The sequence below is a fragment of the Cyclobacterium sp. SOCE241 genome (assembly GCF_056867545.1).
This window is the reverse complement of sequence record NZ_CP149779.1, coordinates 3,607,585-3,619,867: the sequence shown is the minus strand read 5'-3', so window position 1 is coordinate 3,619,867 and position 12,283 is coordinate 3,607,585. Positions and strand designations below refer to the sequence as shown.

The window sequence follows — 12,283 nt, the reverse complement described above, 5'->3', positions numbered from 1 at the left end:
TATGAAGAAAATAATATTGCTAGGAATGATGGTGGCCTTTTCCTGTACATTGTATGGGCAGGAAGGTGAACCTTTAACTTTTGAAAAGGCAGTTGAGATTGGATTAGAAAATAACTTTGATGTTAAGATTGCTACCAATCAGGTTTTGTTGGCAGAAAATGAGAAAAAGCAAGCCGGAAGTCTGCTGATGCCTGTACTCGACTTAAACAATACGCGAATATATAGGAAGGAAGATACGGAGCAAGCCTTCGTTAGTGATCCGGAAAACCCAAGAATCATCCCCAATGCGCAAACCAGAAACAATAATTATAGTTTAGTAGCCATTTATGGTTTTAGGGCTGATGCAGTGGTTGCCTTGCAGCGATTAGGAAAACTGAAAGAAGTTTCTGAGCTCGAAGCCAAGGTAGTTATAGAAAATACGGTAGCCGCTATTGCCACGGCTTATTATAGGTTGGTGCTTGAGCTGCAACGGTACGAGGTGCTTAGCCACACTTTAAAATTGTCTGATGAAAGACTGGAGATTGCCAAAGCTCAATATGAATTGGGAAGGGCATCTAAAAGAGATTTTTTAGCGGCTCAGGTAGATTACAATGCGGACCTTACAGCTCTAGTAGCCCAAGAACAAGTGATCCAAAACTCAAGGGTTAATTTGAATGAATTACTAGCAATAGGGCCGGATAAAGACTTCGTGGTAAATGATACCATTACTATAGAAGATTCCTTTTCGCTTGAAGAATTGAAAGAAAGCGCTTTTGATCAAAATAAGGGTTTCTTGGCTACTCAAAGAATGGAGAATGTCGCCTATCTCCAATTAAAAGAGCTGAGGGCACAAAGGCTGCCGACCATAACTTTGAACGGGTCTTATATAGACAATACTTTAAATTCAGATGCTGGATTTTTGCTAAGTAATCAGCAACAAGGAATTAATTTGGGAGCAACCATAAGCTTAAACTTATTCAGCGGATTGGCCCTAAACAAGCGCATTCAGGCAGCTAAAATTCAAATCAACAATCAGAAGCACTTGATCGAGCAATATGAAAATCAAATGCTGTCTGATTTACAAAGAACCTTCAATACCTATCAAAACAGCAAGCGGCTTTTGGAGATAGAAAAATTGAATTACGAGGTGGCTGTGGAAAGTTCTGACATTACATTAGATAGGTTTCGCTTGGGAATCACAAATTATCTTGAGTTTAGGGATGCCCAAGTGAGTAGACTGCAAGCTGAGAGCAGATTGATAGAGTCGCTATACACCATTAAAGAAAATGAAATAGAACTTATGCGGCTTTCCGGAAATATTTATTTCGCCAATTTGGGAGAGAATTCACAATAATAGTGCTTCGCCTTTTATATTTTGCGGGGCTAATTTTGGTATATTAAGGATAAAAGCCTATAATTGAAAACACCAAAGCACGATTAGAGTGCCCACTCTATGTCAAAAATCAGCATTTCTAGCGTTTTCTTGCTTATTATAGCCTTCGAATTGACTTCTTGCAAGCCAAATGTAGAAGAAAAAAAGTGCCGGAATATTGGGAAAACCCTGCTGTGTTAGATTTTGATGCCATTAAAAAAAGAGGTTTTATTAGGGCAGTTGTAGATAACTCTTCTACCAGCTATTATATCTATAGGGGTCGGACTATGGGCTATGAATTTGAGTTGCTGCGGAATTTGGCCAATCAATTGGGAGTGAGTCTAAGGTTAATTGTTAAGCATGACCTAGAAGATGGATTTCGCCTCCTGAATAAGGGGAAAGCAGATATTGTTGCCATAAACTTTGAAGTGAACGAAGAGCGAAAAAGTTAGCCAATTTTACGGCACCTCTTAATAGCATGAAAACGGTGGTGGTCCAGCGTAAGGATCAATCCCATGTGGATAGCCTAACCCAACTTTCTAATAAAAAGGTTTATATAAAAAAAGGAACGATTTATAAAGAAAGGCTTTCTGTACTTAGCGATTCTCTCTCACTTTCCTTGGCTATCGAAGAAAAGAATACAAGTTTGGAAGACTTGATCAACCAGGTAATTGAAGAAAAGATTGACTATACGGTAGTGGACAATGATATCGCTTTGGTTAACGCAACCTACAATGACCTGTTAGATGTAAGCCTTACGGTGAGTCAACCTAACCCTGTAGCTTGGGCCATCAGAAAAAATGCCCCCAGTTGGAAGCCAAGATCAATGAGTGGATAGAGAGAATAGATCGAACAGGCTACAAAGCCATATTGTATCACAAGTATTTTCTTAATAAGAAAAACAGTTATCACAGGTCCTCTTCAGCTTTTTCTTCAGTTTCAGGTGATAGGATTTCTGCTTACGATGAAATTATAAAAAAAGGTGCCGATAACCTGGGCTGGGACTGGAGGTTATTGGCTGCCTTAGTGTATAAAGAAAGTCGCTTTAACCATTCCGCTGTCTCCTATGCAGGAGCAGTAGGTTTGCTACAGTTGATGCCTGTTACCTTGCAGCGCTTTGGGGTAAATGACCCAAACAATCCCAATGAAAGTTTAAGAGGAGGGGTGAATTATCTCAAATACTTGGACGGATTTTGGCTTGACCGAGTGCCTGATAACAATGAAAGAATAAAATTTATTTTGGCTTCCTACAATGTGGGGCATGGTCATGATCAAGACGCTTGGCGCTTGGCCTATAAATATGGGAAAGACAACAAAAGGTGGAAGAATGTGGCCTATTACCTTGAGAGAAAGTCCAAACCTGAAGTGTATCGAGATCCGTGGGTAAAAAGTGGGTATGCCAAAGGCCATGTGACGGTTCGCTATGTGCGAGAGGTCTATGGACTATATGAGTCCTATAAGGTTTTGGTAGCTTCTTAAGGTTTCGGAATCATGTCTGCTACGATTTTTGCAGACAATAAACACAATGGGATGCCACCTCCGGGATGCACACTCCCCCCACAAAAATACAAATTCTTAATTTTTGAGTATAATTAGGGTGTCTTAAAAATGCAGCATAACGGTTGTTTGAACTGTTTCCGTACAAGGCACCATTCGCTGATGAAGTTTTAGTAGCTATACCAATAGGGTCTAAGATTTGTTCCACTTCAATCAATGGCTCAATATCCGTATGTAAGGTGGTATTTATTTTTCTAATGATAGCTTTTCGAGCTTTGGCTTTTAAGTATTCCCAATCCTGACCTTGGTCGTTAGGTACATTGATCATCGTGAACCAGTTCATGGCACCTTCAGGCGCATCATTTGCTTTTTGCACTGAGGTGATATTAATATACACTGTAGGATCATCATCGATGTCCTTATCTTTAAAAATAGCTTTAAATTCCTTTGCATAATCCTTACTGAAAAGAATGTTGTGTAAATCGAGTTCAGGAAAAACCTTTTAACACCCCAGTAAAAAATCAAAGCAGAGCTGGATTTGGGTTGTTTTAATAAGCGTGTGGGTTGTTTTTCCTCTTTAAGTAGGGTTTTATAGGCCGTAACCATATCCATGTTGTTAAGGATATAATCGCCATCATAAGATTTGCCTCCTGCTTGCATTCCAATGGCTACTTTATCTTTGACTAAGATTTTATCCACGGCCTTATTAAAGTGAAAGTTTACGCCCAATTGTTTGGCAAGTGTGTAAAGGCTGGAAGTTATCGAATGCATGCCTTCGGTGGGAAAATAAGCCCCTTTATTAAATTCCAGGTGGGGAATAATATTTAGAGTAGCTGGAGTTTGGTAAGGGTTCGACCCGTTGTAGGTGGCATACCTATTAAATAGTTGAGCCAGTTTTGGATGTTTAAACTGTCGTTGATTGGCTTGATTCATGGTGTGAAAAAGACCAAATTTACCTATCCTAAAATAGGAAGCCATGGCTTTTTTATTTAGCCAAGTACTCCACTTGTGTAAAGACCTATGCATAAACAAAGGGGCGAGGTACTTGTAAATATAGGCTGATTTATCAAGTGCTTTTTTGATGTTTTCCGGTTGCTCCCCGAATTGATACGCTACCTCTTTAGTGAATTTATCCAAATCAGAGTAAGCACTTAACCTTGCACCGTCTTCCCAAAAATAATTGCAATTAACCTCGAGCCTCTTATATCGAAAGAAGTCTTCGGTTTTTAAGCCTGCTAATGCAAATAATTCATCTATTTGCTCAGGTAAAGTAAATAGAGAAGGGCCAGCATCAAATCGATAACCGTCCATAATAATTTCGGTCAATTTTCCACCGGGATAGGAGTTTGCTTCAAATACATCTACTTGAAACCCTTTAATCGATAATCGAATCGAAGCTGCCAAGCCTGCTATACCGGCCCCTATTATTATTACTTTTTTCCCATTCATTTAAATGATTGCCACTGTATTGATGTGGATCTTTTGGTTTCTAAATATCAATTTATTCATTGGTAACTATTATAAGCAGGCTTTGTTAACAAAAAGGCTACTTGATGGCGAGCAACCAGTAGCAGGTAATACGCAATGCTCAGGGTTTATCAATTATCCTCTGTTTGGAATTCTGCTTCCTGCCATTCATTAAAGGATTGATTGATTGCTTCAGCAAAAACCTTGGTGTCTTGAGCGCCACTAATTCCGTATTTACGGTTGAATACAAAAAATGGCACCCCTTGGATACCAAGTTGCTTAGATTCTAGAATGTCCCTTTTTACTTCGTTCGAAAAGTTGTCATTCTGAAGAGTATCTTCTACATATAAAAGACCTATTTCATGTGATAAGTCTGTTAGAATGTCAATATCATCTATGTTCTTGCCTTCTATAAAGTAGGCTTTAAGCAAGCGTTCTTTCATTGCTTGTTGCCTTCCTTGCGATAAGGCTAGTTGTAAAATTCTGTGGCTCCTGAAGGTATTTGCAACCACAGCATTTTCCATATGGAAACCAAGTCCTTCTGAAGCTGCCTGTTCGGTGACGTATTGCGTCATCTCAGTGGCTTTATTTAGAGTAACGCCTTTACTTTCTGAAAGATATTGTTCCACCGATTTATTGGTGTCAGTTTGTATGTCCGGGTTTAACTGAAAACTACGGTAAATTACCTCAATTTGATCTTTTTGGTGGAAGTCATTCAAAGCTTTTTCAAATCTACGCTTACCGATATAGCAAAATGGACAAACCACATCACTCCAGATTTCAACTTTCATTTTCTTATGCATGGTAGTGTTTTTTTCGATATCCCAAATTTTTGATTTTTGAGAATGCTGTAATTTCACTACAACACTTCAAGATTGGCTTCGGTTCTGGAGTTTGTCAATTTTTGTTTCAAGGGATTTGATTTTCTTTGTGGTTGCCAAACAATCCTAGGTTTGTTCGGCTTTCTTAAAGAAGCGGAATTTTCTGCAAGGTTTTTGCTATAAAATATAGTAACTTGACTATCGCATTTAATAAATTGTTAATTCAACCCCTATGTTTGTATGAATGAGATCATTACAACGATAAAAAAATTAATAGAAGTAAGGGTAAACATCATTAAAGCTGAAATAACCGACCAGATTAGTTCTATTGTGGCTAGAGTGGCGGCCATAGTTTTAATGATTATATCTGCTTCTTTTATTTTACTTTTTGGAAGTATTGCACTGGCTTTTTATTTCAGTGAGTTATATGGTAGCAGTTCCATTGGCTTTTTAATGTTAACGGGGATTTATACTTTTATATTTTTGTTATTGTATCTTTTGAGAAATGCAGGGGGCTTTCAGAGAATACTCAAAAATTCTCTCTACAGGTATGTTTTCTTATTTAAAGGTAGAAAAGGAGAATGATGAAAGAGGAATTGTTAAAACAGTCGGAAGAATTAGAGCAGACTTTAGAGAAGCAACTTCAGCTTTTCAAACAAGATTCACAAGATTATTTAAAAGTAGGTGGCTTGGCAATTTTAGGTGGCGTATTGGCGGTTTATGCCGTAAACCGACTTGGCGGTAAGGGTAAAAAAAGGTGGCCAAAAAGAAAAAGCAGGGAAAAAAGCCTTATAGTTTTTTCGGTAACTTGAGAAGTAGGTTGTTTTGGATCTTAGTAGGAATAGGGAAAGCAAAGTTAATGGAGGTAGTTATGGCCAAGGTAGGAGATGAAGGAGAATCGAATTAATGCACTGCGAGAACTCCTTAAAGAAAAGAAGAAAAAAGGAGAGAAGAGCTTAGCACTGCTTATAGATCCGGAAAAGCTTGACAAACAACCGTCTTTGGATTTATTGAAACAACTTTCCCACGGTCTTAGGATCGACTATTTTTTTGTTGGAGGAAGTTTAGTTGCAGCCAAGCGACTGGATCAGTGCTTACGCAGACTTAAGGAAGTGACCCAAGGAAATGTTCCCATTGTATTGTTTCCGGGAAGCGTCATGCAGATTTCCGGAGAAGCAGATGCCATTTTGTTTCTTTCTTTGATTTCGGGTAGAAACCCAGATTTATTGATTGGACAGCATGTCTTGGCTGCCCCTACCTTAGCGAAAAGTAACCTGGAGGTGTTGCCCGTTGGATACATGTTGGTAAATGGAGGCGTGGGGACCAGTGTGGAATATATAAGTCAAACGATTCCAATCCCACACAATAAGCCGGATATAGCAGTCGCCACAGCTTTGGCAGGCAAGTACTTAGGTTTGCCTATGTTTTATCTTGATGCGGGTTCCGGTGCCAAAACACCTGTTTCAAAAAAGATGATAAAGGCAGTAAGTGAACAAGTAAAATGTCCCTTGTTGGTAGGAGGAGGTATTCGATCTCTTAAAGAAGCCAAAGCAGCTTGGGCTGCGGGGGCAGATATATTGGTTATTGGGAATGGGGCAGAAAAAAACCCCAGCTTGATCACTGAGGTTTTGCATTATGCCAAAATTTATAATTCGTCACTGAACGTTAATTAATGACTCTCTACGTCTCATTTTTCCGGCGGGAAGACCATACATCATTTTAAATCTTCTACAGAAGTATGCGGTATCTTTGTAGCCTACTTCTTTTCCGATGTCTCGAATGCTCTTCTTGGTTGTGCGCAATAATTCTACCGCTGCTTCCATTCTTTGGTACTCGATATAATCCTGAGGATTAATTCCTGTTAGCATTTTAAAATATTGACCAACATAATCTTCGGATACATTGGCCACCTTAGCCAATACTTTGTTGGAAAGGTCACCACCTATATTCTTTTTGATATAATTGAACATATCGATCAATCGTGGATCTTTAAAATAGGTACTGTTAGTAGATAACTCTTCCACAAATAACCTGTTTTTAAGAATATGGCGAACCAATTCTACCACAAGTAGTTCAGTATATAGCTTTATTACTCTTTCTTTGCCGGGTGTATTTTGTTCAGATTCCTTTACTACATCTTCAATTATTGAAGCAATTCGGTCATTGAACCTTATTACAAATGCGGGAATTCCCAGAGAGTTAAAGAAATTTACAACATCGAAGACTTTAGCTTCAAAAGTGACTGTGGTGATGCAGTCATCATCTAGGTTTTTTATGTTTTTGAAGCTTATGGTCTGAAGGTATTTCTTCTTGTTTTCCAAAAAGTTTTCATTGTTGGTTTCGTTACGCTTGGTAACGGTGCCAAAAGATACCCTTGTAGGCCTGCTTGCTGGAATAAAAAGAATTTCCCCTTCGTTTACAGATTCTTGGTCTTCACCATAATTCAGCGAGCCCCTGTGAAGAAGGATGGCCGTGTTTTCAGAATCCGTATAATCGGTGATGGTTACAGGTCGTTCAATTTTGAAGTTATTGCCCTTCACGTACCTTACTCCGACCGACTCGATCACCTTATTGTAATATTCCATGATTAGTGCATTTAGAGTTATTTTTTGTAAAAGTATATTTTTTTTCTGATTTATTATGACAATTTCCAATAAAAAATTAGAATAAACTAAATTCCGATTTGAAAATTACTATATATTTTTAATTCTCTACTACTATTACAATTAGCTTAAAAGCTTTCTGGATATGATTATTTTCTGAATTTCGGAAGTGCCTTCATAGATTTGAGTTATTTTTGCGTCCCTCATCATTCGTTCAACATGGTATTCACGTACATAACCATAGCCTCCATGAATTTGGACGGCTTCAATACTGGTTTCCATAGCCACCTTCGAAGAGTACAATTTGGCAATTGCACTTGCCCTTACATAATCTTCATTATTGTCTTTTTTAAGGCTGCCTTGTAACAAAGCAAACGAGCGGCTTCAATTTCAGTGTCCATATCTGCCAATTTGAACTGTATGGCTTGATGCTCACTGATCGTTTTGCCAAAGGTTTTTCTTTCCAAAGCATATTTTACAGATAATTCTAAAGCGCCGGCTGCTATGCCAAGTGCCTGTGCAGCAATACCAATTCTACCACCATTTAATGTCTCCATGGCAAATTTAAATCCAAAGCCCTCCTCACCAATGCGATTTTCCTTGGGTACCTTTACGTCAGTAAACATTAATGAACAGGTGTCTGAAGCCCTTATTCCTAATTTGTCTTCTTTTTTACCTACTTCAAAACCTTCCCAATTCCTCTCAACAATAAATACAGAAATTCCATGGTGTCTTTTTTCCTTGTTGGTCTGTGCAATGACCAAATAATAATCAGCGGAATAGCCATTGGTGATCCAGTTTTTTGTTCCATTCAACAAATAATGATCACCTTTGTCGACAGCTGTGGTTTTCTGTGAGGTAGCATCTGATCCTGCTTCCGGCTCTGACAAAGCAAAAGCTCCTAAGGATTTTCCGGAAGCTAAGGGTGTTAAATATTTCTTTTTTGCACTTCTGTTCCGTACCTTTCCAAACCCCAACAAACAAGGGAATTATTGACAGACATGATTACAGCTGCAGAAGCATCTATTTTGGCAATTTCTTCTAAAGCTATAACATAGGATAGGGTGTCCATTCCACCACCTCCATAAGCAGTGGGAACCATCATGCCCATAAATCCCATTTCTGCCATCTTTTTTATCAGATCCTTTGGAAATTCACATTTGATATCTCTTTCAATGACTTCCGGTAAAAGTTCTGTTTTAGCAAAAGCTGAAGCAGCTTCTTTGATGGCCTCCTGTTCTTCGTTTAGTTTGAAATCCATAATCCTGAATTTTTGTAGTTACAAACCCATTCATTAAAAGAAAAATCTCGTAGGTTAATTTAATGCCTTTTTCCTGACTTCCAATAATTTGAGATCTGTTTTCAGAAGAACGTTGGTAAGTGTTTTGATAATGACATCCCAAAAGGAATAGTTAACCTTTGGAGTAGTAATTCTACTTTTTTACGGATAAATATTCACAAACCGGTTTCCCCTAATTAGTTATACTCAAAAATAAAAAAGGGGCAACGCTGCCCCTTAAAAAAATTAAATATATTTTAGTTCGTTAATCTCTATTTCCAAAAAAGATAAACATATAGTAGGCTAAAGTAGCCATAGAAGCTAAAGCAGCAACTACATAAGTCATTGCAGCCCATTTCAATGCATCTTTAGACATTCCATACTCTTCAGGTGTCACAATATTACGTTGCTTTACCCAAGCCAGCGCTCGGTTACTTGCGTCAAATTCAACAGGTAAAGTGATCACACTAAATAATGTAAGCATACTGTATGCGCCCACTACAACAACACCCACTGCCTCATAAGGTAAGCCAAACAGAGCTATTCCACCAAAAAGCGAGGCGATCAAAACTACGTTTAATATTTTACCGCTGATATTTTGGATGGGCACTAAGGCTGACCTGAGCTTTAGCCATGCATAAGAATTGGCATGCTGAACAGCGTGACCACATTCGTGTGCAGCTACGGCTGTTGCGGCAGCATTTCTTCCATAATAAACATCCGTGCTTAAGTTCACGGTTTTGTTCATTGGGTTATAATGGTCGGAAAGTTGACCTTCCACACAATTTACAGTGACGTTGTGGATATTGTGATCTGCCAACATCAATTCTGCAATTTCTTTACCGGAAAGATTTGCCTTCAAAGAAACCTGTGAGTATTTCTTGAACTTATTCTTCAGTTTGTTACTGACCACATAACCAAGAATTGCAAAAACAACTACTATTAATATGATTCCCATTTTTTTATATTGCTTATTTTCCTTCTAATACGATTTTACTTTTATAATGTTTCTTGCTTTTTTCTAAAAAGGTAAAGAAAACTAATTCCCCCGAAAATTAAAACGATAATCATCTGAGAGGTATGAGCCAGCATTGCAAATACCTTGCCCTGAGCTTCAGGGATGCCATAAAATAACAAGATGAAAGCTACCAATGCATGAAAGGTTCCTATTCCTCCTTGAACCGGAGCAATCATACCTATGCTTCCCATAACCAATACCATCAATACAGAAGTTGCTGATAAAGAGCTTGTTGAAGGTATGGATAAAGCCATCCAATACATCATCAAAAAGTAAATGATCCAAATTAGGAAGGTAGCCAACCAAAACGCGGCTTTGTTTTCCATTTGAAATAAGGTTTGGAGGCCACTGACAAATTGTCTGACAAATTGAAGGAGTTTACCTATAAAGGCAGTTTTTTTAAACTGTAAATAAATGAAAATGACAAAAACCATTGCGCCAATTAGCAGAAGGATGGCCAAAATGATATAGTCTGAAATAAAGTTTTTGATGGAAGCAATAGAAACTAAGTTATTCAGAATTTCTAAAAATATTCTGCCTTCAAAGATAAATGCCAGAGCCATCATCAATAGCATAAAGAGCATGTCTATTGTTCTTTCCAAGACAACTGTGCCGAAAATTTTGCCAAACTCTATGGGGTAGGTTTTTCTTACAGCGCCACATCTGGCGACTTCTCCCGCTCTTGGGAAGATTAAGTTGACCACATTGCCAAACATCAATGACCAAAAAATTGGGCTAGTTTTCAAGGTAATAGTCTCGTTGGTGGCAATTAATCTTTTCCACCTCCATGCCCTCAGCCAGAAGCCAATTAACCCGATAGACATTGCAGTGGCAAACAAAAAAGTGTTGGTACCCTTGAGGGCTTCCAAAAAACTTCGCTTTCTATATCCTTATAAAGATAATAGAAAATCAAAAGGGCAACCACCAAAGAAACGGTTACACGTAAACCGTTTTTTAACTTATTGCTCAAATCAATTTGTTTTGGTCATCCGGGAAAACAATGGTTGGTTTATATTTTTTCGCTTCTTCAAAATCCATGCTAGCATAGGAGATAATGATGATAACATCCCCTACCTGGGCTTTCCTTGCGGCAGGCCCGTTTAGACAAATTTGTCCCGAATCTCGCTCACCCTTGATAACATAGGTCTCCAAACGTTCGCCATTGTTGATATTTACAATTTGAACTTTTTCGTTTTCGATAATATTAGCTGCTTCCATCAATGCTTCATCAATGGTAATAGATCCAACATAATGAAGCTCTGCTTGGGTGATTTTTACCCTGTGGATTTTAGATTTTAATAACTGAATTTGCATGTCATTAGTTATATATGGTCAGTACGGATAATAATGTTGTCTATTAATCGTACCTCTTCAATGTGTGCCGCTATACAAATAGCGTATGGCTTTTCGGGTGTTAGATTATTGACAGAAGTAAAACTACCTAATTCTACGAGTTCCAAATACTCTGGTTTTATTTTAAGTGGTTCAAGCATTTCCGGAATGACCTTATTTTTTATGTTAAACCATTCCTCACCCCTTAAAAGTTCATCTTTACATTTGGATAAAGTCTTATAGAGTATGGGAGCAAGAATCCTTCCGTCTTTACTTAGTCGTTGGTTTCTAGAAGACATGGCCAGGCCATCAGCCTCTCTCATGGTAGGGACTACTTCGATTTTTATGGGGTAAGAAAGGTCGTTTACCATTCTTTGAATAACAGCGACTTGCTGAATGTCTTTTTGCCCGAAAAAGAAATGTCCGGCTCCAAAATATGGAACAATTTAGAAACTACTATAGCCACTCCATTGAAATGTCCCGGGCGAAAGCGGCCTTCTAACACTTGTTCCATAGAACCAAAATCAAATTCCATCATTACCGCTTCAGGATACATTTCGCTTTCAGAAGGAGTGAATACCATATCAACACCTTCTTTGGCTAATATCTCTAAATCGGAAGCTAAAGTCCTTGGGTATTTTTGAAGGTCTTCCGGATTGTTAAACTGTATGGGATTGACAAAAATGGACACAAATGTAATGTCCGTTTGTTTTTTCGACTGCCGGATCAATTCTAAATGTCCTTGGTGCAATGCCCCCATAGTTGGCACCAATCCTATGGACTTGTTTTGAGGTTTTAAGGTCCTTAAATGCTGTTTTACAGAAGATATCGTTTTTAGTATTTCCAAAGCTCGTTTTGAAGTGGAATAGGAAAATAGGTGCAAAAGTATATTATTCTGAATAAAAACAATGGGAA

12 protein-coding genes and 3 pseudogenes are annotated in these 12,283 nt (G+C 38.2%); 7 read left to right on the top strand and 8 right to left on the bottom strand.

Going from position 1 to position 12,283, the window contains the following annotated elements:
• Position 1 precedes the first annotated feature (1 nt).
• From WG932_RS18040 to WG932_RS18025, 4 genes are all read left to right on the top strand, one after another.
• Positions 2–1,333, top strand: a complete 1,332-nt coding sequence (locus WG932_RS18040) for a TolC family protein (protein ID WP_339678317.1) — start codon at positions 2–4, stop codon at positions 1,331–1,333.
• Between the two features lie 158 nt (positions 1,334–1,491).
• Complete coding sequence (locus WG932_RS18035) at positions 1,492–1,803, top strand: transporter substrate-binding domain-containing protein (RefSeq protein ID WP_483084896.1); 312 nt, start codon at positions 1,492–1,494, stop codon at positions 1,801–1,803.
• 26 nt (positions 1,804–1,829) lie between these two features.
• Complete coding sequence (locus WG932_RS18030) at positions 1,830–2,189, top strand: hypothetical protein (RefSeq protein ID WP_483084895.1); 360 nt, start codon at positions 1,830–1,832, stop codon at positions 2,187–2,189.
• On the top strand, positions 2,162–2,830 hold the full coding sequence (locus WG932_RS18025) for a transglycosylase SLT domain-containing protein (protein WP_483084894.1): 669 nt from the start codon (positions 2,162–2,164) through the stop codon (positions 2,828–2,830). The genes WG932_RS18030 and WG932_RS18025 overlap by 28 nt, the downstream gene beginning before the upstream one ends.
• On the opposite strand, the pseudogene crtD reads toward WG932_RS18025, so the two are convergent.
• Both crtD and WG932_RS18015 read right to left on the bottom strand, forming a co-directional pair.
• Positions 2,827–4,297 (bottom strand): annotated as a pseudogene (crtD, locus tag WG932_RS18020) (1-hydroxycarotenoid 3,4-desaturase CrtD). The gene WG932_RS18025 and the pseudogene crtD sit on opposite strands and share 4 nt — an antisense overlap.
• Before the next feature lie 149 nt (positions 4,298–4,446).
• Positions 4,447–5,106, bottom strand: coding sequence for a DsbA family oxidoreductase (locus tag WG932_RS18015; RefSeq protein WP_483084893.1), 660 nt, complete (start codon positions 5,104–5,106; stop codon positions 4,447–4,449).
• Positions 5,107–5,376: 270 nt separating this feature from the next.
• Between WG932_RS18015 and WG932_RS18010 the strand changes: the two genes are divergently transcribed.
• The 3 genes from WG932_RS18010 to WG932_RS18000 all read left to right on the top strand — a co-directional run bounded on the left by WG932_RS18010 (position 5,377) and on the right by WG932_RS18000 (position 6,809).
• Positions 5,377–5,721, top strand: a complete 345-nt coding sequence (locus WG932_RS18010; RefSeq protein ID WP_014019385.1) for a phage holin family protein — start codon at positions 5,377–5,379, stop codon at positions 5,719–5,721.
• Positions 5,718–5,948, top strand: coding sequence for a hypothetical protein (locus tag WG932_RS18005; protein ID WP_483084892.1), 231 nt, complete (start codon positions 5,718–5,720; stop codon positions 5,946–5,948). Before WG932_RS18010 ends, WG932_RS18005 begins: the two co-directional genes overlap by 4 nt.
• Before the next feature lie 75 nt (positions 5,949–6,023).
• Entirely contained in the window at positions 6,024–6,809 is a 786-nt protein-coding gene (locus WG932_RS18000) for a phosphoglycerol geranylgeranyltransferase (RefSeq protein WP_014019383.1), read from the top strand.
• On the opposite strand, the gene WG932_RS17995 is transcribed toward WG932_RS18000, so the two are convergent.
• The 6 genes and pseudogenes from WG932_RS17995 to panC form a co-directional block, all read right to left on the bottom strand.
• Positions 6,792–7,721, bottom strand: a complete 930-nt coding sequence (locus WG932_RS17995; RefSeq protein WP_014019382.1) for a helix-turn-helix domain-containing protein — start codon at positions 7,719–7,721, stop codon at positions 6,792–6,794. The two genes, WG932_RS18000 and WG932_RS17995, sit on opposite strands and share 18 nt — an antisense overlap.
• A gap of 141 nt (positions 7,722–7,862) precedes the next feature.
• Positions 7,863–9,000, bottom strand: a pseudogene (locus WG932_RS17990) (acyl-CoA dehydrogenase).
• Between the two features lie 283 nt (positions 9,001–9,283).
• Complete coding sequence (locus WG932_RS17985; RefSeq protein WP_014019380.1) at positions 9,284–9,976, bottom strand: zinc metallopeptidase; 693 nt, start codon at positions 9,974–9,976, stop codon at positions 9,284–9,286.
• Positions 9,977–10,017: 41 nt separating this feature from the next.
• Positions 10,018–10,905 carry a lysylphosphatidylglycerol synthase transmembrane domain-containing protein gene (locus tag WG932_RS17980; protein ID WP_483084891.1) on the bottom strand — a complete coding sequence of 296 codons (888 nt, stop codon included), beginning with the start codon at positions 10,903–10,905 and terminating at the stop codon, positions 10,018–10,020.
• 97 nt (positions 10,906–11,002) lie between these two features.
• On the bottom strand, positions 11,003–11,350 hold the full coding sequence (panD, locus tag WG932_RS17975) for an aspartate 1-decarboxylase (RefSeq protein ID WP_014019378.1): 348 nt from the start codon (positions 11,348–11,350) through the stop codon (positions 11,003–11,005).
• A gap of 8 nt (positions 11,351–11,358) precedes the next feature.
• A pseudogene (gene panC / locus WG932_RS17970) lies at positions 11,359–12,215 on the bottom strand (pantoate--beta-alanine ligase).
• Between the last annotated feature and the right edge of the window lie 68 nt (positions 12,216–12,283).

Bases quoted from the DNA above. Each gene is read 5' to 3' on its own strand.
- WG932_RS18040 (WP_339678317.1), top strand. From the start codon at position 2: ATGAAGAAAATAATATTGCTAGGAATGATGGTGGCCTTTTCCTGTACA.
- WG932_RS18030 (WP_483084895.1), top strand. From the start codon at position 1,830: ATGAAAACGGTGGTGGTCCAGCGTAAGGATCAATCCCATGTGGATAGC.
- WG932_RS18015 (WP_483084893.1), bottom strand. From the start codon at position 5,106: ATGAAAGTTGAAATCTGGAGTGATGTGGTTTGTCCATTTTGCTATATC.
- WG932_RS18010 (WP_014019385.1), top strand. From the start codon at position 5,377: ATGAATGAGATCATTACAACGATAAAAAAATTAATAGAAGTAAGGGTA.
- WG932_RS18005 (WP_483084892.1), top strand. From the start codon at position 5,718: ATGATGAAAGAGGAATTGTTAAAACAGTCGGAAGAATTAGAGCAGACT.
- WG932_RS18000 (WP_014019383.1), top strand. From the start codon at position 6,024: ATGAAGGAGAATCGAATTAATGCACTGCGAGAACTCCTTAAAGAAAAG.
- WG932_RS17995 (WP_014019382.1), bottom strand. From the start codon at position 7,721: ATGGAATATTACAATAAGGTGATCGAGTCGGTCGGAGTAAGGTACGTG.
- WG932_RS17985 (WP_014019380.1), bottom strand. From the start codon at position 9,976: ATGGGAATCATATTAATAGTAGTTGTTTTTGCAATTCTTGGTTATGTG.
- panD (WP_014019378.1), bottom strand. From the start codon at position 11,350: ATGCAAATTCAGTTATTAAAATCTAAAATCCACAGGGTAAAAATCACC.